17 protein-coding genes and 1 pseudogene are annotated in these 22,065 nt (G+C 38.0%); 2 read left to right on the top strand and 16 right to left on the bottom strand.

The features are described from left to right. Nucleotides 1-50: 50 nt before the first annotated feature. The 10 genes and pseudogenes from DXB52_RS10725 to uvrB all read right to left on the bottom strand — a co-directional run bounded on the left by DXB52_RS10725 (nucleotide 51) and on the right by uvrB (nucleotide 13,032). A complete protein-coding gene (locus DXB52_RS10725) occupies nucleotides 51-1,352 on the bottom strand; it encodes a CdaR family protein (protein ID WP_412918017.1) in 1,302 nt (433 codons plus the stop codon). Further along, on the bottom strand, nucleotides 1,337-2,218 hold the full coding sequence (cdaA, locus tag DXB52_RS10720) for a diadenylate cyclase CdaA (protein ID WP_472520092.1): 882 nt from the start codon (nucleotides 2,216-2,218) through the stop codon (nucleotides 1,337-1,339). The genes DXB52_RS10725 and cdaA overlap by 16 nt, the downstream gene beginning before the upstream one ends. Nucleotides 2,219-2,268: 50 nt before the next feature. Next, nucleotides 2,269-3,438, bottom strand: a complete 1,170-nt coding sequence (locus DXB52_RS10715; protein ID WP_118107284.1) for a hypothetical protein — start codon at nucleotides 3,436-3,438, stop codon at nucleotides 2,269-2,271. Then, on the bottom strand, nucleotides 3,435-3,833 hold the full coding sequence (locus tag DXB52_RS10710) for a hypothetical protein (RefSeq protein WP_318546128.1): 399 nt from the start codon (nucleotides 3,831-3,833) through the stop codon (nucleotides 3,435-3,437). Before DXB52_RS10710 ends, DXB52_RS10715 begins: the two co-directional genes overlap by 4 nt. A 47-nt stretch (nucleotides 3,834-3,880) precedes the next feature. Then, a complete protein-coding gene (locus DXB52_RS10705; protein ID WP_181981393.1) occupies nucleotides 3,881-4,555 on the bottom strand; it encodes a ComF family protein in 675 nt (224 codons plus the stop codon). Between the two features lie 5 nt (nucleotides 4,556-4,560). Further along, entirely contained in the window at nucleotides 4,561-6,612 is a 2,052-nt protein-coding gene (recD2, locus tag DXB52_RS10700; protein WP_472520091.1) for an SF1B family DNA helicase RecD2, read from the bottom strand. Beyond that, nucleotides 6,609-6,770, bottom strand: coding sequence for a YrrC family ATP-dependent DNA helicase (locus DXB52_RS17165; RefSeq protein ID WP_472520090.1), 162 nt, complete (start codon nucleotides 6,768-6,770; stop codon nucleotides 6,609-6,611). Before DXB52_RS17165 ends, recD2 begins: the two co-directional genes overlap by 4 nt. A gap of 139 nt (nucleotides 6,771-6,909) precedes the next feature. Then, on the bottom strand, nucleotides 6,910-7,902 hold the full coding sequence (mreB, locus tag DXB52_RS10695) for a rod shape-determining protein (protein WP_181966423.1): 993 nt from the start codon (nucleotides 7,900-7,902) through the stop codon (nucleotides 6,910-6,912). A 290-nt stretch (nucleotides 7,903-8,192) separates the two neighbouring features. Then, nucleotides 8,193-11,036 carry an excinuclease ABC subunit UvrA gene (uvrA, locus tag DXB52_RS10690; protein ID WP_118107282.1) on the bottom strand — a complete coding sequence of 948 codons (2,844 nt, stop codon included), beginning with the start codon at nucleotides 11,034-11,036 and terminating at the stop codon, nucleotides 8,193-8,195. Between the two features lie 11 nt (nucleotides 11,037-11,047). Continuing rightward, nucleotides 11,048-13,032 (bottom strand): annotated as a pseudogene (gene uvrB / locus DXB52_RS10685) (excinuclease ABC subunit UvrB). 272 nt (nucleotides 13,033-13,304) lie between these two features. Here uvrB and DXB52_RS10680 point away from each other — a divergent pair. Then, a complete protein-coding gene (locus DXB52_RS10680) occupies nucleotides 13,305-13,673 on the top strand; it encodes a BlaI/MecI/CopY family transcriptional regulator (RefSeq protein ID WP_005341664.1) in 369 nt (122 codons plus the stop codon). 18 nt (nucleotides 13,674-13,691) lie between these two features. Continuing rightward, nucleotides 13,692-15,491, top strand: a complete 1,800-nt coding sequence (locus tag DXB52_RS10675; protein WP_117687490.1) for a BlaR1 family beta-lactam sensor/signal transducer — start codon at nucleotides 13,692-13,694, stop codon at nucleotides 15,489-15,491. Nucleotides 15,492-15,555: 64 nt separating this feature from the next. On the opposite strand, the gene DXB52_RS10670 is transcribed toward DXB52_RS10675, so the two are convergent. The 6 genes from DXB52_RS10670 to DXB52_RS17160 all read right to left on the bottom strand — a co-directional run bounded on the left by DXB52_RS10670 (nucleotide 15,556) and on the right by DXB52_RS17160 (nucleotide 21,676). Beyond that, the gene (locus tag DXB52_RS10670) at nucleotides 15,556-16,788 is read right to left on the bottom strand and encodes a DUF6070 family protein (protein ID WP_118107280.1); all 1,233 of its coding nucleotides are present in this window, start codon (nucleotides 16,786-16,788) and stop codon (nucleotides 15,556-15,558) included. Between the two features lie 8 nt (nucleotides 16,789-16,796). Continuing rightward, complete coding sequence (locus DXB52_RS10665; RefSeq protein ID WP_472520093.1) at nucleotides 16,797-17,852, bottom strand: DUF6070 family protein; 1,056 nt, start codon at nucleotides 17,850-17,852, stop codon at nucleotides 16,797-16,799. 133 nt (nucleotides 17,853-17,985) lie between these two features. After that, nucleotides 17,986-20,097, bottom strand: a complete 2,112-nt coding sequence (locus DXB52_RS10660) for a penicillin-binding transpeptidase domain-containing protein (RefSeq protein ID WP_118107278.1) — start codon at nucleotides 20,095-20,097, stop codon at nucleotides 17,986-17,988. Nucleotides 20,098-20,150: 53 nt separating this feature from the next. After that, nucleotides 20,151-20,372 (bottom strand): hypothetical protein, encoded by a 222-nt coding sequence (locus DXB52_RS10655; RefSeq protein ID WP_118107276.1) that lies wholly within the window; start codon nucleotides 20,370-20,372, stop codon nucleotides 20,151-20,153. 148 nt (nucleotides 20,373-20,520) lie between these two features. After that, the gene (locus DXB52_RS10650) at nucleotides 20,521-21,345 is read right to left on the bottom strand and encodes a PD-(D/E)XK nuclease family transposase (protein ID WP_118107297.1); all 825 of its coding nucleotides are present in this window, start codon (nucleotides 21,343-21,345) and stop codon (nucleotides 20,521-20,523) included. 46 nt (nucleotides 21,346-21,391) lie between these two features. Further along, nucleotides 21,392-21,676: a hypothetical protein gene (locus DXB52_RS17160; RefSeq protein WP_270371436.1), complete on the bottom strand. Its 285-nt coding sequence runs from the start codon at nucleotides 21,674-21,676 to the stop codon at nucleotides 21,392-21,394. Between the last annotated feature and the right edge of the window lie 389 nt (nucleotides 21,677-22,065).

Genomic DNA, 22,065 nt, shown 5'->3' with positions numbered 1-22,065 from the left:
AATTCTTTTTTAATTTAGACCTGTACTTTTTTAATTAATATGAAGTATTATTAATTTGTCCCAGCGTTATTTTCCGGTTGTTCATCCTTTGTGGATCCTTTTTCAGTCAATATAAGCTGCACTGTCACTGGTTTTGTCAACGTTACTCCATCCGGAAGGTCTACTTCTACCGGTATGTCATAAGTGCCTTCCTTCGTGTAATTCTGGAGATTTACCGATACTGCATTGCTGATATCCAGACTATCCAGCGTATCTTTCTCTCCCTGAAATACAAGTGTCACCTCAGCATCTGGCTCGTAACTTACCTGAAGATTTTTTGCCAGATAATTCTGTTTGATGGACGCAACCATAAACTCAATTGTACGATTTCCCAACTGTTCGATCATTGCAGTTGCGGTAACCTTTCCTGAAGCGCCTTCAATCAGTTCTACACCTTCCGGCAGATAATCTGTAATGTCAAATGCTTTCTCTATCTTCTCTGTTGCCCCAGCGATAGACAATTCAGATGCTGGAATATTGATACTTTCAATCTTGGATAAGGCCTCTTCTTTTCCGCAGATCTGCACGCTCGCCGGTTCGCTCGAACAACCGAGATATTCATATCCATCTGCCGGTGTTCCAGATGCTTCAAATTTTAATGGAACCGTCTTGATCCTCATTACTGTCACATCTACAGTGATTCCATCTTCTCCAAGATTATTACTTAGCTGTCCCTGATTGATTACATTTCCCGATGCATCATATAAAACAAGTTCTGCTGTAAGTTCTTCATCTTTTGAAATTCCATCTACATTAATCTTCGCTACGGCTTTATCAATTGATTTTACTGTTGATTCTGCTCCTGTAATCGTTATTTTTTCAGGATTAACTTTCATCTCTCCAATCTGATAACCGTCACGCTGCGTTCCTGTTGTGCTAACAGTCAGTGTAAATACAGTCTTACCTGTTGGTTCTGTCTTAATCTGTATATTTCTCGGAGCAGCCTCTGCCGACTGATAAGATCCACTATACTTTGGAATTGATACTGAAATTGGTATCAACCCTGTCCTGGAATCCATTTCTTTGATATCCGCAGTAGCCACAATATCATCCGACTTAATCTGTTGAATCACTGAACGTTTTGCGTAAACAACTACGTTTACATTCTGATCATCTAAAACCGTATAAACTTCCCCACCTTGTGTAATCACATCATCGTTCGCTATCGTAACTTTGATGTTTGTATAAGTTGATTTCGTAACCGGATTAGCAACATTCGCAACAATCAGCCAAAGAAATGCTGCAAAAACAAATGCAATAATCTTAAGCGGAAGATTCGTTGTCAATTTGTATTTTTTCATGATCTGTGCCATCCTTTCCGTATAGAAAACTTGTTCTTTGTCTCTGTCTTTCTATACTGAATCTGGCTTAACTGACTCCGAAGTTCTTCTGCGTTAATAGCTCGAAGCAATCGTCCTCCGGAAGCCACAGAAACAAGTCCCGTTTCTTCTGAAACAACAATCACAAGAGCATCGCAAACTTCGCTCATTCCCAATGCCGCACGATGCCTTGTTCCCAGATCTTTACTGATTGTCATGTTATCTGAAAGTGGCAGATAACATGTTGCTGATGTAATTCTGTCCCCTCTGATAATAACCGCGCCATCATGAAGTGGGGTGTTGTGTTCAAAAATATTGATCAGCACCTGAGAAGACACTTTACAATCAAGCTCTATACCTGTCATTTCATACTCTGTCAACTGAATCACCTGCTCTACTACGATCAGTGCTCCTGTACATACGCTTCCCATGGCATAACAAGCTCTTACAATACTATCCAGTGTTTCATCCGAAAACCTCTGATTTTCTTTATTTTTATCGAACGGATTAATGTTACTAAATAAATTCTTCTCCCCCAGCTTCTCCAATGCCCGTCTAAGTTCTGGCTGAAAAACAACAATTGCTGCAATCGCTAATACATTAATCGACTCTCTTGCCAGATACAGGATCGTATTCATTTGAAAAAGCCATGCCAGAAGAATAAATCCCCCCAGCATAAGCATTCCTCGCAGAAGCATCCAGGCTTTTGTGTTCTTGATCCAGAGCATGATTTCATAGACAATAATCGTCACAATCAGAATCTCTATGATATCTTTTATCTGTATATGTGGAAAATACATTCCATTTGAATAATTTCTTATAAAATTCTGAATCCACTCTATCATCTCAAGTCTCACCACCTTATGTAATCACTCGTTGTTATGCACTCTTGCATCTTTTGCTCTGTCGATCACTCTTTTTTCTCTTCATTCTGATCCAGACCCAGTTCCTTGCTCAGACTTCTTGTTAAAAGAATATCTTCCGTCATGTTTGAATCATTAAAAATTGTTGTTTGTGCAAGATCAGACTCCTTTTTCAGTTGTTCTGACTGATCTTCTTCCTCTTTCTGTTCAACTTCCTTCAAATCAGAAACTTCTGACACAGCAGTATTGTTTTCTGTCTCTGACACATTCGGCATCTCTGCGTCCTGCCCCTGATGTTCTGTAATATGTTTTACCTGCTTCTCAGGCATCTGAACCCCTACTTTCGGAACTGCCTTTACATAATAATAGTATTCGTCATCTTCAAACTGAACATTCTCTGTTCTTGAATAATCCACAGAGAAAAAAATAACTTCAAGGAACAATCCTATTACAACACCAAGAATCCCACTGAAAATCATCATCGTATAAGACATGTGAAGTCCAAGAGAAATATTTCCCGATGCACCTACGATCACACAAACTGCTGCTCCTGTTGCTGATGCTATCTTCCAGGAATGATCAACTGCCCGATTTTTAATTCCGTTCACTACCAGTATTCCGATCACTACTGCAAACAGCATAACCCACATTTCTTGATAGCCTACAAACTGTTTTGTAAAATTGGTTAAAGTGCTGATCATTGTTGTTCCATCTGTACCTTTCAATGCTGTTGCAGAAGCTTTGATCAGGTAAAGCAGATAATAAACAAGGATTCCGCAGGATGCAGGAACAATCCATATTGTAGTACCTAACAGCCCAAATACAACCGGAATCACCAGTGGTATTTTCATGCCGAAAGCTACTACTGTCAGCAGAATCAGCCAGCTCTTCTCTGGGGTAAATCGAAAGTAGAAAATATACATTAACAAAAACAGTATCACCGCAACTCCGGCTATTGGCATAGATAATGTATATAAATGAGCCACTATTAACACAGTTGCTGCTGCCGTCATTACTGCCAGAGGGAGAAATGTACAGACTACTGCTAAGCCAACAGTACAAAGAACAGATGATGCCATCTTCATAAATCCAATATTAGAATTGATCAGGTTAAACACCAAAAGTGCAAGCAAAAACTGTGCTCCCTTTCGAACCAAGAGAGAGTGAGAAACATAAATCTGCTTAAATCTTTCTCTAAGAACCAATAAATTGTTCATTGCTCATTCTTCTCCTTTTTACACATCTTCTCTAAACGGGACAAATTACGATAATAACGTTTTACATTCTGTTTGGCAACTGCATGTTTTCTCTTATAAAAACTATTTGCGCAAACCCCATATATAACCAAAAGAACTATATAGCCTGCAATTGCTGCAATCAAGAGAACGAATAGTTTTAAAATTGTCAGATCAGCAGATAAACTATCACTCGAATAAATGCAGAAACTAACGAACAAAATTGCATAACCTATTGTTACCCAAATCAATGTAATCCATCTCTTAAGACTTGCATAATCTTTTCTGTAATAATCGGCAATTTTAAAATCATCTCTGTAATTCTTCTCATATATCGACATTTTTGTCATTAAACGAATCCTGTCTTTATCTAACATATCCGACATTCACCTTTCAAGATTTCTCTCCTAAGTATACCATATGTTCAGATGCCTTGTCCAATGCTTAGAGTCAAAAAGTAGACATTTTTAACACCTGCTTTTTTCAGGATTCCTGCAGCACGTTCTATTGTACTTCCGGTTGTGTAAATATCATCAATCAGAAGAATGTTCTGGCGTGGATTCCACGATTTTGAAACCGCAAATGCCCCCTTCAGATTTCTGTGTCTCTGCTCCCCGTTCATTTCCTTTAAAGGCCGGGTTTTCTTAATCCGATATAAAACATCTTTTTCTATAGGAATTCCCATACATTCTGATAACTGCTTTGCTAAAAGTTCTGCCTGATTATATCCTCGTTTTCTCATTTTCGATCTATGTAATGGAATTGGAATAATTGCCTGAATCCCCCATCTTCGAATCTGAAATTCAAACTCATCTGCCAGCTCTTTCCCAAAGATTTCCGCATAATATCGCTTGTTGTGATATTTCAACCGATATACTGAATTTGAAACCGGCGGAATGTGAACCCAGAGGCTGCGTCCTTGTTCATAATTACTTTTTCTTCTTTCACAATCCCTGCAATACTCTTTCGTTTCATCCTCCAATGGCTTTCCACAATGGATACATTTTATTTTTCCCACCTTAACAACCTGTTTTCTACAGTCATCGCAAATACCTTTTGAGCTGATTTCCTGACAAAACGGGCATCTTTTTGGATACATTTTTTCTAAAATTCTTTGATTCGCTCGTCTAAGCTTGTAAATCTTCCCTGTTCGCTTTTGTTTTCGATCATTTCCTGAAATGTTAGTTCACTCCCTACTATTGTTAAACATTTTTTTGCCCGCGTCACTGCTGTATAAAGCAGATTCCTGTTATATAGTAACTTTGGTCCTGGAAGAAGTGGGATAATGACCGCCGGATACTCGCTTCCCTGAGATTTATGAACCGTAATCGCATAGGCAAGTTCTAACTCATCTGTCATATCGTATCCATATTTTACCTTTCTCCCCTCATCATATTCCACGATAACAGTTTCTGTATATTCATTGATTTCATCAATGACTCCCATATCACCGTTAAAAACTCCAATTCCTTTGTCAACTGTTAATCCAAATCTGGTAGAAACTTCCCACTCTAATTGATAATTATTTTTAATCTGCATTACTTTGTCACCTTCACGGAACAATCTACCATTAATTTCTTTCTCCGTTTTTTGGGAATCTGAAGGATTCAGATATTGCTGTAGAATCACATTCAATCGTTCTACACCCAGCAATCCCTTACGTGTTGGTGTCATTACCTGGATTTCATTTGGATCGGCCTGCACATATCTGGGTAATTTCTTCTGTATTAAAGTAATAACGACGCTAATGATCGTATTCGCATCCTGGCGTTTTAAGAAGAAGAAATCCCGGCTTTTATTATCAATTGTAACCGGTTCTCCTGCATTGATCTTATGAGCATTTACTACAATATCACTCTCTCCTGCCTGACGAAAAATCTTTGTAAGCGTCACTACGTGAAATTTTTCTGAACGTATGATATCTTTTAACACACTTCCCGGTCCCACGGACGGAAGCTGATCCACATCTCCCACAAGAATAAGTCTTGTTCCTGGAATAACTGCTGATAAAAGCGCATGCATCAGATTCAGATCAACCATGGACATCTCATCTATAATGATAACATCTGTCTCAAGTGGATTCTCTCTGTTTCTCAAAAATCCACCTACACTGTTCTCTTCCTCAGGATTTCCACTTACTTCAAGTAATCTGTGAATCGTCTGGGCTTCATATCCTGTAGCCTCTGTCATTCGCTTTGCCGCACGTCCTGTTGGCGCTGCAAGAAGGATACTCATTCCTTCGCTTTCAAAAAATTGAATCATCGTATTGATCGTTGTCGTCTTACCTGTACCCGGTCCTCCTGTTAATATGAGCAAACCATGTTTAATAGCTTCTATAACAGCTCTGTGCTGCATTGGATCCAATTCTATCTTTTCTTTCTGTTCTACTCTTTTCAGACGTTTCTCCATCATGTCTTCCGGCATCTGACAGTCAATATCAAGATCATTAAGCATTTTCGCAGTATTCAATTCCAAGTAATAATAATGTGCTGGATAAATGCGAATTTCCTCATCCACTTCTTTCATAACTGTTTTCCGTTCTATACACAGATCCATGATGTACTTCTCAATATCTTCAAGATCGACTCCTAAAAGTGCATTTGCTCTTCGAAGCAATATATTCTGTGGTAAATAAACATGCCCCTCACCTACTGCCTGTTGCAATGTATAAAACAAACCACTTCTTATACGATAGTCTGAATCTGTATGTATGCCGATTTTGGATGCAATTTCATCCGCAGTCTTAAATCCGATTCCTTCAATATTATCTGCAAGCTGATACGGATTTTCTTCCAACACTTTATACACTTTCATTCCGTAATACTGATAAATCTTGGCTGCCAGCTTTGTGGAAATACCGTATTTCTGCAGATAAATCATGGCTTTTCGCATATCTTTCTTTTCTTCAAGCTGAGATGCAATCTCCTGTGCTTTTCTTTCACTGATTCCTTTGATCTCCGCAAGTCTTTCCGGCTCTTCTTCAATAATGCGGAAAGTATCCTCTTTAAACTTTTTCACGATTCGGCCAGCCAGTGCCGCACCCACACCTTTCACTGCTCCGGAGCCAAGATATCGTTCAATAGAAACAATATCCTCCGGCTCTTTTACTTTATAATGAGAAATCTTCAACTGCTTACCGTAAACATTATGATTCACATATTCTCCTTGAATTTCAAGAGTTCTCCTTCATTAATATAGTTCAGACTTCCCACGCATGTCACTTCACCATCATCATGTTCAATATGGAATACTGTATACCCATTATCAGAATTTCTATATACAATATGACTCACATACCCTGTAACTGTTTCCACACTTTTTCCTCTCTCTTCTTGTATCTTTTCCTAATTTATATGCAGAAAAAGGGTGTGTTCCTCTTATACACACCCCTCGTAATTGAATCTTCTTCTCTAAGAACCTGACACTTCAAATTCTTTTTCAGAATTCTTTCTCTTAAAACTCTTTTCTTCCACTCATAAATTCCACAAACTGTCCGGTACCAATTGCAACGACTTTCATCGGATCCTCCGCTGTCATCGTATTAATTCCTGTTCTCTCTTCGATCAATTCTTCCAGTCCGCGAAGAAGTGATCCTCCTCCGGTAAGAACAATTCCCCGATCAAGGATATCTGCTGACAACTCCGGTGGAGTCTGCTCGAGTACTCCGATTACAGCTTCTACAATCTGTCCTGTAGATTCTCTTAAAGCTTCTTCTGTCTCAGACGAAGTCACCGTAACTGTCTTTGGAAGCCCTGTTACCAGATTACGCCCTCTGACTTCCATCTTCTCTTCCTCTACAAGTGGATAAGTCGTTCCAATCTTAATCTTGATATCCTCTGCTGTTCTTTCTCCAATCAGAAGATTGTGTTTCTTTCTCATATAGCGTACGATTGCTTCATCAAAATCATCACCCGCTATCTTAATTGATGTATTCACAACTGTTCCGCCCAGTGAAATAACTGCAATATCCGCTGTGCCTCCACCGATATCAACGATCATGTTTCCACAAGGCTTTGAAATATCTATTCCTGCTCCTATTGCAGCTGCCACAGGTTCTTCAATCAGATGAACTTCTCTTGCTCCGGCTGCAAAGGTAGCCTCTTCCACTGCTTTTTTTTCTACTTCTGTAACACCACTTGGTACACAGATACTGATTCTCGGCTTCTTAAATGTACGTTTTCCCAGAGCTTTCTGAACAAAATACTTAATCATCTTCTCCGTCACGGTATAATCAGAGATTACTCCTTGTCTGAGTGGTCTTACCGCAATAATATTTCCCGGTGTTCTTCCAAGCATCAGACGCGCTTCTTCACCAATTGCCTTGATCACATTCGTATCACGATCAAATGCGACAACTGATGGTTCTTTCAGAACAACCCCTTTTCCTTTCACATATACCAGTACACTGGCTGTCCCCAAATCTATTCCAAGATCTACTGACATCATAATTTCTATATCTCCCTTCTAAAACGCTCTTTTACTGTTCTCAGCAATCTACTGCAAATAAACAACTTTGTCTGTTACTGATTCCAGCATTTTCTTTCCTCAATCAAGTGTCTTTTGTCCCTTGAAGGGGTTTATCGTTACTGTTTTTTTCACTATTTACTGTTGTCAATATTATGTAACCAAAACAGTAATGTTTTATCATCCGCATACTTTAGTATAATAGACTTCGCTTAAAATAGAAAGGCATTTTTTGCATATATTTTACGACTTTTTTCGACTTTTTTTCGTCTTTATTTCTCCAATATAGCCGCAATATATTTTCCTGTATAAGAATCTGGATTCTTTGCGACCTCTTCCGGAGTACCACTTGCCACAACAGTTCCTCCGCGGTCTCCTCCTTCTGGTCCAATGTCAATAATATAGTCTGCCGTCTTAATCACATCCAGATTATGTTCGATTACAATTACTGTATTTCCATCCCCGGAAAGTCTGCGGAGAATCTCTGTTAATTTATGCACGTCTGCAAAATGAAGTCCTGTCGTAGGTTCATCCAGAATATATACCGTTTTTCCGGTACTGCGTTTGCTAAGTTCTGTCGCAAGTTTAATTCTCTGTGCCTCGCCACCTGAAAGCTCTGTAGAAGGCTGTCCCAAACGAATATACGACAATCCGACATCTCTCAGCGTCTCCATCTTTCTTCGAATGCTTGGCACGTTTTCGAAGAAATCTACCGCTTCTTCCACTGTCATATTCAATACATCATAAATATTTTTCCCTTTATAGCGCACTTCCAGCGTCTCACGATTGTAACGCTTTCCACCACAGACCTCACATGGAACATACACATCCGGAAGGAAATGCATCTCGATTTTCAGGATTCCGTCTCCTGCACATGCTTCGCAACGTCCCCCTTTAACATTAAAGCTAAACCGTCCTTTCTTATATCCACGCGCTTTTGCATCTGGTGTTCCTGCAAACAAATCTCGGATCAAATCAAATACGCCTGTATAAGTAGCAGGATTCGACCGTGGTGTCCTTCCGATTGGTGACTGGTCGATATTAATCACTTTATCAACCTGCTCTAGCCCTTCTATTCTCTTATGTTTTCCGGGGATTGTTCTTGCCCGGTTCAAGTCTCTTGCAAGTCTTTTATATAAAATCTGATTCACAAGAGAACTTTTCCCCGATCCAGACACTCCCGTTACACAAGTCATAACTCCCAAAGGGAATTTTACATCAATGTTCTTGAGATTATTCTCTTGTGCACCGACTACTTTCAGATAACCTGTCGGCTTCTTTCTTTCTGTCGGAACCGGAATCCTGATTTTTCCACTCAAATACGCTCCTGTGACAGAATTTGGATTTTTCATAATTTCCTGTGCATTTCCCACAGCAACAACCTGACCGCCATGTTCTCCTGCCCCCGGACCGATATCTACTATATAATCCGCTGCCAGCATCGTATCTTCATCATGTTCTACTACAATCAATGAATTTCCAAGATCACGCAGATGTTTCAGCGTCGCAAGAAGTTTATCATTATCTCTTTGATGAAGTCCGATACTAGGCTCATCCAGAATATATGCAACTCCGACCAGACCTGATCCAATCTGTGTTGCAAGACGAATTCTCTGTGCTTCTCCACCGGAAAGTGTTCCTGTCGCACGCGCAAGCGTCAGATAATCCAGACCGACATCCATCAAAAACCTGATTCTTGCTTTGATCTCTTTCAGAATCTGATTACCAATCAACTGCTGTGTCTCTGTCAATTGAAGTTCATCTAAAAATTTCTGAAGCCGTTCTATAGAAAGTGTTGTCACTTCTGAAATATTCTTATCTCCAACTGTTACAGCTAAAGCCCCCGGCTTCAAACGCTGTCCTTTACAGGCTGAACATGGTGTAATATTCATAAATGTCTCATATTCTGCTTTCATCGTCTGAGAACCTGTCTCACGGTAACGACGTTCCACGTTCTTGATCAATCCTTCAAATGCAACCGGATAAATCCCTTCGCCTCTCTGACCTTTATAATAAACCTTTACTTCTTTTCCGTCTGTTCCATAAATCAAAATATCATGGATTTCTTTCGGATAATCCTCAAAAGGGGTGTCCAGATCAAAATGATATTCTTTACAAAGTGCATCCAGAATTGCACGTGTGAAGCTGCTCTTGTCTGTACAGGACTGCCATCCTAAAACTGCAATCGCACCTTGATTAATAGACAACGATGGATCCGGAATCATCAGTTCTTCTGAAAATTCCATTTTGTATCCAAGTCCAAAACATTCCGGGCAAGCACCAAATGGATTGTTAAAAGAAAAACTGCGTGGTTCAATCTCATCAATACTGATCTCACAGACAGGACAGGAAAAACTCTGACTGAAATTCAGAGGTTCTCCATCGATCACATCAACAACAAGCAGACCTTCTGCGAGCTCAAGTACATTTTCGACAGAGTCTGTCAGTCGTTTTTCAATTCCAGGTTTTACTACAAGACGATCTACAATAATCTCAATATTATGCTTGATATTCTTATCTAATGTAATTTCTTCTGAAAGTTCATACATATTGCCATCCACACGAACACGAACATATCCACTCTTTTTTGCACGTTCGAAAAGCTTTGCATGTGTTCCTTTTCTTCCACGTACAACAGGTGCCAAAAGCTGTATCTTCGTTCTCTCCGGAAGCGCCATGATCTGATCCACCATCTGATCTACCGACTGTTTTGCAATCTCACGACCACATTTCGGGCAATGCGGAATTCCAACTCTCGCATATAATAATCGAAAATAATCATAAATCTCCGTAACAGTTCCAACTGTGGAACGTGGATTGTGATTCGTTGATTTCTGATCGATAGAAATTGCAGGTGAAAGCCCTTCGATACTTTCTACATCCGGTTTCTCCATCTGACCAAGAAACTGTCTTGCATAGGAAGACAGTGATTCCATATAACGTCTCTGTCCTTCTGCATAAATTGTATCAAATGCAAGGGAAGATTTTCCAGAACCGCTAAGTCCCGTCAAAACAACCAGTTCATTTCTTGGGATATCTACATCTATATTCTTCAGGTTATTTTCATTCGCGCCTCGTATCTTAATGTACTGTCTGGCGTCCATTTTCTTACCCATTTTGTAATCTCCTATTCCATATCATTGAGCATCTTTTTTAATTCAACAAGCTTATCACGAAGCTCTGCCGCTGCCTCAAAGTTCAATTCCGCTGCTGCCTTCTTCATCTGTTTCGTCAGATCCGCGATCAGTTTCTCCAGTTCTTTCTGGCTCATGGACTCCGGATCTTTTTCAAGCCGCATCTCTTCTGCCGCAACCTTTTTAGAGATACTGATCAGATCACGCACTGACTTCTGAATCGTCTTCGGCGTGATTCCATGCTCTTCATTGTATCTCATCTGAATCTCACGACGACGCTGTGTCTCATCGATTGCCAGCTGCATTGATTCTGTAATCTTATCTGCATACATGATTACATGTCCTTCTGCATTACGCGCTGCACGACCGATTGTCTGAATCAGCGAAGTCTCAGAACGAAGGAATCCTTCTTTGTCTGCATCAAGAATCGCAACAAGAGTGATTTCCGGAATATCAAGTCCCTCTCTTAAGAGATTGATTCCAACCAGCACATCAAACACATCCAGACGCATATCTCGGATGATCTCCGTACGTTCAAGTGTATCAATATCCGAATGAAGATATTTCACACGGATTCCTACTTCACGCATATAATCTGTCAAATCTTCTGCCATACGCTTTGTCAGCGTTGTGACAAGGACTTTATTCTTCTTACTAATCTCTTTGTTCACTTCACCGATCAGATCATCAATCTGTCCTTCTACCGGTCGCACTTCAACTTCCGGATCCAGAAGTCCTGTCGGACGGATTACCTGTTCTGCTCGAAGAAGTTCATGATCCTTCTCATACTCTCCCGGTGTCGCAGATACAAACATCACCTGATTAATCTTGCTTTCAAACTCATCAAAGTTAAGCGGACGGTTATCCTTCGCAGATGGCAGGCGGAATCCATAATCTACCAATGTCTGCTTTCTCGACTGGTCTCCGTGATACATTCCACCAATCTGCGGGATCGTCTTATGTGACTCATCAATCATCATAATAAAATCATCCGGGAAATAATCGATCAATGTATACGGAGCCTGTCCCGGTCGAAGCCCTGCCAAATGTCTGGAATAATTCTCAATTCCGGAACAAAATCCAGTCTCCTTAAGCATCTCAATATCAAAATTCGTTCGCTCCGCAATACGCTGTGCCTCTAAAAGCTTGTCATTTCTCTTAAACTCTTTGACACGTTCTTCTAATTCTTCTTCAATATCTGCCACCGCACGTTTGATATTCTCACGGTCAACCACGTAATGAGATGCCGGAAAGATGGCTATATGCTTTAGCTCATCTTTCACCTCTCCTGTCAAAATATCAATCTCTGAGATCCTGTCTATCTCGTCTCCAAAGAATTCCACACGAATCGCTGTGTCACTCTCATATGCCGGAATGATTTCCAAAACATCTCCACGCACACGAAATGTACCACGGTGGAAATCCATATCATTACGATCATACTGGATCTCAATCAGCTTTGCCATTACTTTATCACGATCTTTGATCATACCAGGACGCAAAGAAACTACCATGTTCTGGTAATCTACCGGGTTACCCAGTCCATAGATACAAGATACACTTGCAACAATGATCACATCTCTTCGCTCCATCAGCGACATAGTTGCGGAAAGTCGAAGCTTATCAATCTCGTCATTGATGGAAGAATCCTTGGCAATATATGTGTCTGAAGATGGAACATATGCTTCCGGCTGATAATAGTCGTAGTAGGAGACAAAGTATTCCACTGCGTTATTTGGGAAAAACTCCTTGAATTCTCCGTAGAGCTGCGCAGCCAGCGTCTTATTATGTGCAATAATCAATGTCGCTTGTTCATCTGTTGAATAACATTCGCCATGGTAAATGTCTTACCAGATCCAGTAACGCCAAGCAACGTCTGACACTGGTTTCCTTCTTTGAAGCCTTCGACCAGCTCTTTAATTGCCTGCGGCTGGTCGCCAGTTGGGTTGTATTGTGATACTAATTCAAAATGATCCATGTAATTTCTCCTGATCGCTCTAATTTAGCGGTGATATTTTAGAAATAGTAGTTGTTTTCTTAGTATTGTTACTTGTATAGTATATCATTCAGGAGAAAAAAAGTACAGAACTAAATCGAATGTTTGTTCTGTACTTTTACATCTTAGCTCGATTCTACATACCTTTTAAAATGTATCTGGATTTAAAGTCAAATTTTTTATTTCGTTGACAGAATAAACTTTTAAGATATATAATATTTTTATTACATTTGTAAGATTTGGAGGAATATCACATGAGCAATCTGCCTCAAATTTCAGAAGCTGAATTTGAAGTTATGAAAATCGTTTGGAAATACGCACCAATCAGCACCAATGAAATTACTGAAAAATTAACACAAATTTCCAGTTGGAGTCCTAAAACAATTCAGACATTGATTAAACGTCTCGTTTCTAAAAAAGCACTAACCTATGAAAAACAAAGCCGGGTTTTTGTCTATACCCCATTGGTCAAGGAAGACGAATATATTCGGCAGGAAAGTAATTCTTTTTTAAAACGATATTATAATGGTAATATCACTTCTATGCTTGCCTCTTACATTGAGGATGATAAATTGTCTGAAGAAGACATTGCCAGCTTACGGAATCTTCTTTCCAATCATTAACCATGGGAGGAGCATATTTTGATATATTTTAGTTTTCGATTTTTACTCTGTAATGCCATCATTTGTATTTTTTTAGGTAGTTTACTGGGATTAAAAAATTTATTGCAAAGGCAATTATCCGCACGTATGCAATATAATCTTTCGATTATATTTCTTGCCGTTCTAATTGTTCCCTTTTTACCGATAAACTCTGCCCCATCTTCTATATCGTGGAGACATTTGCTGACAGCCAGTTCAAGTACCAATGGTGACATTCAAACCACTTTTCTTTCTGGTAATGGTTATAATTTGGATAAAATAAATGATTTTGCTGTCTCTGTCAGCACCCAAATACCAACTTTTATTCACACATTACTTGTATTTTTCTGGAGTATCGGTATATTCATAATGTTTTTTCTTCTCTACCGCTCAGTAAAACAAGTAAAAGCCTTACATAGTTCTGCTTTACCTCTTCAAAACGAAGAACTAAACGCTCTTTATATAGAATGTTTAAACGAAGTGAACAGCAAGCATACCATTCCGATTTATAGTACAGCATTTTTGAAATCTCCTGTTTTGGCTGGTTTCCTGCATCCTCGCATTTATCTTCCAATTCACTTGATTTCAGATTTTAACGCTGGAACTATAAGCTCAACTGATATTCGATATATGCTTCTTCATGAACTGCAGCACTACAAGCATAAAGATATTCTAATTGGATATTTGATAAATACAGTAAATGTTTTCTACTGGTTCAATCCCCTAATCTGGTATTTTCTAAAAAGAATACGTCAGGAACGGGAACTTGCCTGCGACAGTGCTGTATTACAATTATTGAAAGAAACAGAATACAAGTCATATGGAAATACACTGATTAACTTTGCCGGAACAATAGCTCTGTCTCCATTCCCTTTTACTATGGGAATCAGTGGAAATATAAAACAGTTAAAAGGACGCATTTTAAATATTGCATCATTCCACCAACCTACTTTTAAACAAAAAATTCGTGGATATCTTATATGCATATTCGTCTCTACTATCATCATTGGATGCATTCCCATACTTTCTGTTTATGCTTCTGATCAGACTGGCTATCATTTTGACACAACCGAAAAGAATATTACTCAGCTAAATCTTTCTTCCAATTTTGGGGACTACACCGGAAGTTTTGTTTTATATGATCAGTCTGCTGATAAATGGAATATTTATAATATGGATCATGCTTCCACACGTGTATCACCGAATTCGACTTATAAAATATATGATGCATTACTTGGCTTGGAATCTGGAATTATTACACCAGAACATTCCACTTTCACATGGAATGGAGAGCCATATCCTTTTCATTCATGGGAAGCCGATCAAGATTTAACCTCGGCTATACATAATTCCGTAAACTGGTATTTTCAGGCGATTGATTCACAGGCAGGTTTTGAAGCCGTAAGAACATTTTTACAGACAATACACTATGGGAATCAGAATACTGGAACAAATCTAAATCTCTATTGGACAGATTTCTCTCTGAAGATATCCCCCATAGAACAGGTGGAATTGTTACAGGATTTCTATCAAAATAATTTTCATTTTGACAGTAAAAATATCCAGGCAGTAAAAAAAGCCCTGCTGCTTTCCACTACTTCTTCCGGTTCTCTTTACGGGAAAACAGGAACTGGGCGTGTCAATGGTAAAGATGTCAATGGCTGGTTTATCGGATACATTGAAACAGCGAATAATACTTACTACTTCGCAACAAATATTCAATCCTCTTCTGGTGCAACTGGAAGTCAGGCTACCGAAATAACAGAATCTGTACTTTCTAATCTTGGTATTTGGAAATAAATAAAGAGAACTGATAGCATAATTTCCCGTTATCAGTTCTCTTTATTTCATTCTTCTCTACTGATCAATTCTGCAAATTACCTAACCGGTACTGATACCTCGGTATATTATCAATACCATTATCTAAAATCCTGTTTCCAACATACTGAATCGTTCCATCATCCTGAATTTTCATCGTAAGTTCGTGTGTAATAACAGCATCATTACATACAACAGAATCACATACTGCATGAATTGTCAAAACAATGGTTCCATCTTCATTATGCCTGACTTCTGTTACTTCCGGTAAAGACAAGCCAAAATGTGTTGGTGAATAATTACCACATCCCAATCGTTCCCAGATAAACATATTACTTTGTTCATCGTAGACCGCCCATTCTTTCAATTCTTCTTTTGTAACAGGAAGATATGTCATAATTACATTTTCGAACTCTTCTGCTGGAATTCCCACAACCTCTTTTTCTGCAGTAAATTTTTCTCCATATTTCATTTGATAAAAATATTCATAAAGTCCATTATAATCCAACCCCTGCATATCCTCCGCATTCCAGTTTGAACATAACAGATTGTTTCCCTGATAGCCGAACGTACTCACATATTTTTTTGAATATTCCCGACACTCCTCACTCAAAGGCTTTACCCGGATAATACAACTTCCATCTACAATCTCTGTCACTTCCGGTGGTTCAGGTACGCATAATCCATAACAGAAATTCCCATTTTCAGTATATGCCCATTCTTTTATTTTTGATAGCGATATGTATGTAAGTACAGGCTCTGTATCCTCACTCCAGATCATTTTTGCGGACATCACACTCATTTCTTTTCCATCATAACTATATTCTTTTCTGGTAATTCCACCATCTGTATCTGCTTCATATAAAATTACACTTCCTTTTTCTTCTTGTTCTGCAGATTTTAAAAATTGTTCCATCTTCTGATAATTATCCATAACAGAATAATGATCGGAACGAATGACCGGATTCCCATTTTGTTTGATAATTTCTTTCATCCGATTCATCATTTGCTCAGCAGTGTTCTGATCTGCTTCTTGTATTCCATTATATTCAGAATAAATGTCTCGGACAATGCCCATAATTTCTTCACAATCGTTCACAACTTCCTTTTTCTTGTCTTCATCGATTGGTAGATTATATCCCTTATCCGGATTTTCCATGGTAGTGTTTTTCTGATTCTTCTCATTTTTTACATCTGTGCTGTTTAACGATATCTTACTTTCACAGGAAGTCAGAAGCATTCCTATACAAAGTACTAACAAAATACTTTTTCTTTTCATATTGCCCCCTAATTATTACTGTAATTCTCTTCCCACTCTTCTTCTGTTAACCTTGGCATATACCACCCTGCATTTGCGCTTTGATCTGATCTGATTACCTTATTTGATAAATACTGGAATTTTCCGTCTTCCATAGGTTTTATCATCAATTCACTGGTGATTGCCTGATCTAACATTCTGATTTCCCATACTGCTTCTATCGTAAGTTTTAATGTTCCATCTTGTAATTTTTCATATGAGATAACTTCCGAATATGGCTCATATGGGAATTCACAATCATATAACCCTCGCGGTCTGTATCTAAAAGTTCTATTATCAGAGTTATAAAAAGTTCCCTTTTCAATCTCGGTATTACTAAATGGTAAATAGGTCTTTATAACCTCTTCAAACTCATCTTCTGGAACTTCATATTCTGCTCCACCATAATTTGCTTCATATGGAACTTGCTTTCCATATTTCATATAATACATTTTTTCATAAAGATCATAAAAATCAAGTTCCGTATAATTCTGGTTATCCCAATTTGTAATCAACAGATTATTAAGTGCATACCCCAACGGCATAACATATTTTCGATTCAATTCCCGGCATGTTTTATCTAATGGCTGCACTCTGAATCCAGTTTCACCCGGTGCTCCATCAAATCCCGGTGGGTGATATTCCTCCAGAAACAAATATCCTTTTTCTGTATATTTCCACTCATATGCTTCATATTCATCATAATAATTAGCCTGTGGACTATTATCTTTCCATTTAACCTGACATAATCGAACATTTATCTTTCCATTCATTGACTCTAAATGATATTGTATAATTTCCCCTTCATCAAATACAACAACAATATCTACTGTTGCCTGTTCTTCTTTCTCCGCTGCTTTGCAAAATTCTTCTACTTTTTCACGATTGACCATATCGATCTGATTATCACAATCTACTGCCGCATATCCTTTTTCTTCCAGACAATTGATAATTTTTCTTTTCACCTTTAATGTATTTAACTCCGACTTCTCCTTCATATAAACAGACCGAAAAGTTTGCGCTGTTTTTTTTGCTTCTGCATTCATTTCAGATTCTACGGTTTCTTTCTTTTCTTCTTTTTCCGTAATTCGATTTTGTCCACACCCTGTAAAAACAATAAGAACTATCAATATCATCGCAAATTTCTTACATATGTAATAATTCCCTGTAAAAATTTTTTTATTTTTCAAAATATTCCTCCAATACGGTTGCATCCTTTTTAACAACATAACCACTTCCACCGATTCCTTTCACATTCTCAACCATACTGATAAGAAGAATTGGTTTGTCCACGCTTTTATCTGCCGTAAACACCAAAAACCACCCGATTTCTTTGCCAGAAGTATCTTCTTTCGTTGCCTTCAACTCGGCTGTCCCTGTTTTTCCAGCCAGCAAAATATCGTCACGATGTGCAGCATATCCGGTTCCTTCCGGATCATTTACAACACCTTCCACCCCTTGCATAATTTCTTCTACATTTTCTTTGCTAAACGCATTTTCTATCCATGTTTCACCAGATGCTTCTTCTTTGTATTTCAAATACGGTTTTATCATATTCCCTTCATTTAAAAATGAAGTATAAATACTTGCCAGATGTAATGGATTTACAAGAATCTGCCCTTGCCCATAACCACTATCTGCCAATTGTATTTCTGTTTCTATTTTATCTGTATTGGAATATGTTGATTCCTGCATCGCAATCTCAAACGGCATATTCTGATTAAATCCTATTTCATTTAAAGTATTCATAAAATTCTCACTACCAATTTTAAGAGCTGCCTTTGCAAAATAAATATTATCAGAATAGATAATTGCATTTTTCATAATAACCGGTTCATATTCATGAAGTGTTGTCACTTGATAAGATCCCCAAGACGAATCTTTCTGCCATGCCAAACCTTCATTTCCAAAATCTTCTTTTGGATCTATGCTTTCCGTTTTCAACCCAATTCCTGCCACAACTGGTTTAAATGTTGAGCCAGGACACCATACTTGACGAAAACGATTATATAATGGCTTCTTTTCATCTTCGTTTAATGATGTCCATTTCTCTGATGATAAGCCCCGTATAAATTCATTATTATCATAAGATGGGGTACTTACCAAAGCCAATACTTCTCCCGTATAAGGATTCATTGCGACAGAACACCCCGGATCTTCTTTAAACTGCTCGTATAATGATTTTTGCAAATCGGAATCTATCGTTAATCTTATATCCATACCATCTTCTTTAAAAATACTTGCAAGAACCTCTTTTACTTCCCCTTCACTATCCAAAATCTTTATATCACAACCATCTTTTCCTTTTAATTGCTTTTCGTATAACTTTTCCACCCCAGATCTTCCGATTACACTTTCAGTTGAATATCCTTCCCCTGGATGATTTTCCAAATCTTCTGCTGTTACAGACTGTACATAACCAATTAAATGAGCTGCTGCCTCCCCTAACTCATAGGTTCTAACTTCCACATCTGATAGCATAACCCCTGGAATTTCCAAAAGTTTATTCTGACAATCCTGCTCCTCAAGTATCTTTTCTTCTGGCTGTATTTTCATTAAATCTATTTCTTCTACTTTCGGAATAGTTTCAATTGGTACAAAAGAATCTTCTTTTACCCACTTTGCTGTGAGTTTGTTATTTATTGTTTCTACATCTATCTCTAATAACTCCGCTATTTTTTCAATAGATACATTCCTGTCTTCCAGCTTTCCCGGTATAATACCAACTGATGTTGCTACTCCTTTTCCTGCAAGCATTTTACCATCTCGGTCTAATATTTCTCCTCTCTCCGCTTTTGATGTAGTAACACTTATTTTATCATCACTCTCTAAATCTGGAAAAATCAGGCTATCCTGCCATACTAATTTATATCCCTGTTTCGTCTTCTTCAGTTCCGCCATATTGTCAAATTGTATTGTTCCGGCAATTGTATTACATGATGTTTCATACGAAAGCGTAACTGTATCTGCTTTTTTCTCTTTCACAGCTATATGACTGATTTTAATGTCACTGACCTCTATTCCTTCGTATATCTTAGAATTTCGTTGCATGTATTCTTCTTTTGTCAGATAAACTTTTTCATCTGAATCTATCATAGTATACATTACTTCATATTCCTTTTTTTCAATATGGTTCATATATTCCATAAGTGTGTCTTCTGGTGATTCCGTTATCGTCCTTTTTAATAAAACACCTCCCGAAACAGAAATTACTGTTATAGCTACTATTAGCCCAAAAATCTTACAAGCGTAAGATTTTTGGATATTTTGCTTTTTTCGTCTTCTTTTCATATATATTCCTTTCTTCTAATTTTTTTGTTTCTTAAATCTTACACTTGTAATATTTAAAAGTCAAGTCTATTTTCAGGAATTGTATACTCCAGATTCACCATTAGACTATCACACTTTTTCTCCTGCCTTTTAATATGCCGGGACACCATATCCGTAGATATTACTGCTTCCGATACGGTAACTCCGATATCATTGTCAATTCCCCGTCCGGTAAGATAACTGAACACATTTGTGTGATACCGATTTTCTTTTGGTAACAGCAGATGTTTTTCCACTGGAAGCTTCCTGCACAACCTCAGGTGGTATATATGTCATAAGCTCCTCTCCTTTCCTGCCCTAAATTGATATTTTTCATATCCGGGCATAAAAATAACCAGGCAATTTCCCATTCAGGAAACCACCCGGTTATGTAGCATTTTCATGCTAAGCAATCACTTTTTCGTCCAGAGCTTTGACTTCATCTATGGACAATTCTGCTATTTCAGCTATTTCTTCATATGATAATTTACCAGACTGCAACATACCTTTTGCAACCTTAATTGCTTTTGCATGTTCTGTTTCACGTGCAGTTTCATTTCTCATTTCTTCCATCGCTCTACACATAGTCGCAACTCCTTTCTCATCTTCTTTAAAATATCGAACTCGATCTGCCAGAATTTTATATTTCATATCCTTGGCATCGGTACAGGAAAAATCATGCATCAGCTTTCCTAATGCAGATTCGTCTTTAATTTGTGAGTTCACATATATAATATGCGATTCATCACCAAACAATTCGCCTGTTTCTTTTACCGTTCTGTCAATATGATAGATTGGTAATCCCACTTTCATTATATCATTTTCTGTAATAAAAATAACATAGGATTCACACAAATTTTCATATTTTTCACCCGGCTCTGTCACATTTGCATCGATAAGGCTACTGTTGTATCTTGCTCTTTTCACTCCGGCACCCTTATCACTTCTCTGTATTTCGATATTATACACTCTATTTTCTGCATCAACCGCCAGTATATCCAGTCTTACTGAACGTCCCTGAAGATTCTTAATATCCTGCTGTCCGTTCACTCGCAATACTTTCAAATCTGTACGGTTTAAAATAATCTGAAGCAAAAATTCCGTACACACTTTATCTTCAAATACTTTTTGCATGAAATCATCATCCAGCAATCTCAGTCCCCGGAGACGCTGTAAATCTTCTTCATGCTTCCGGTCAAAATCTAATTCTTTTGTATTGTTCTCTGCCATAATATCACCTCTTTCTTTTTCCGTATCTTCCTTTTCTTCCGTTTGTTTATAACAGATTAACATAGTTTCTTCTCCTATACAAGCTCCATGTTTTTGCTAATCTAACTTCAATAACTCGATGATCTCCATCGCATGTGCTATTCCTAATAAATACATCTGCAATATCTCCATAATAGGTATCGTCTGCATTCCAGTCTTTAAACGGAAGTAAACTCGATTTCAATTTTGATTCGTCATATACCGCAGTCGTTCCTTCCACAGAAGAAAGAATCTCCATAACTTTTAATGCATCTTCAAGCTTTTGTGGATTCTCCTCTAATTTTTTGCTCAATCCGTGATAGCGTGTCACATTCAAAAACAAAAAAGAACAGCCGATACCTGAGCAATCAATGCTCCAGCATTAGTACTATTGTTCAGTACACCCAAATAAGATGATCTTTTATCATAAAATACAATAGATTCGTCGCTTTTTCTTCCAAGGATGGATACGCATCCTATCCAAATACACTCTGTGTAGGCAGCAAAAAAACAGTCTGCCTTGACGAAAATCACTTCAATCAAAACAAACTATTCTTTATATTTCCTCTAATTATATTTTATGAGAATAACTGATTTTTATCTACTGATATTTTTCAATTTTCATAAAATAATTTTCTACTGATATTTTTCAATTTTCATAAAATAATTTTCGCTAAAATTATTTTATGGAAAATGGTTGCA

It is taken from the genome of Ruminococcus sp. OM04-4AA (assembly GCF_003462585.1).
Lineage (GTDB): Bacteria > Bacillota > Clostridia > Lachnospirales > Lachnospiraceae > Mediterraneibacter > Mediterraneibacter faecis.
The sequence above is the reverse complement of the archived record's forward strand: the minus strand, read 5'-3'. Positions and strand labels throughout refer to the sequence as shown.

Bases quoted from the DNA above. Each gene is read 5' to 3' on its own strand.
- DXB52_RS10665 (WP_472520093.1), bottom strand. From the start codon at position 17,852: ATGAATGCAGAAGCAAAAAAAACAGCGCAAACTTTTCGGTCTGTTTAT.
- uvrA (WP_118107282.1), bottom strand. From the start codon at position 11,036: ATGGGTAAGAAAATGGACGCCAGACAGTACATTAAGATACGAGGCGCG.
- DXB52_RS10715 (WP_118107284.1), bottom strand. From the start codon at position 3,438: ATGAACAATTTATTGGTTCTTAGAGAAAGATTTAAGCAGATTTATGTT.
- DXB52_RS10680 (WP_005341664.1), top strand. From the start codon at position 13,305: ATGAGCAATCTGCCTCAAATTTCAGAAGCTGAATTTGAAGTTATGAAA.
- DXB52_RS10725 (WP_412918017.1), bottom strand. From the start codon at position 1,352: ATGGCACAGATCATGAAAAAATACAAATTGACAACGAATCTTCCGCTT.
- DXB52_RS10710 (WP_318546128.1), bottom strand. From the start codon at position 3,833: ATGTTAGATAAAGACAGGATTCGTTTAATGACAAAAATGTCGATATAT.
- DXB52_RS10705 (WP_181981393.1), bottom strand. From the start codon at position 4,555: ATGTATCCAAAAAGATGCCCGTTTTGTCAGGAAATCAGCTCAAAAGGT.
- DXB52_RS10650 (WP_118107297.1), bottom strand. From the start codon at position 21,345: ATGGCAGAGAACAATACAAAAGAATTAGATTTTGACCGGAAGCATGAA.
- DXB52_RS10660 (WP_118107278.1), bottom strand. From the start codon at position 20,097: ATGAAAAGAAGACGAAAAAAGCAAAATATCCAAAAATCTTACGCTTGT.
- DXB52_RS10670 (WP_118107280.1), bottom strand. From the start codon at position 16,788: ATGAAAAGAAAAAGTATTTTGTTAGTACTTTGTATAGGAATGCTTCTG.
- mreB (WP_181966423.1), bottom strand. From the start codon at position 7,902: ATGATGTCAGTAGATCTTGGAATAGATTTGGGGACAGCCAGTGTACTG.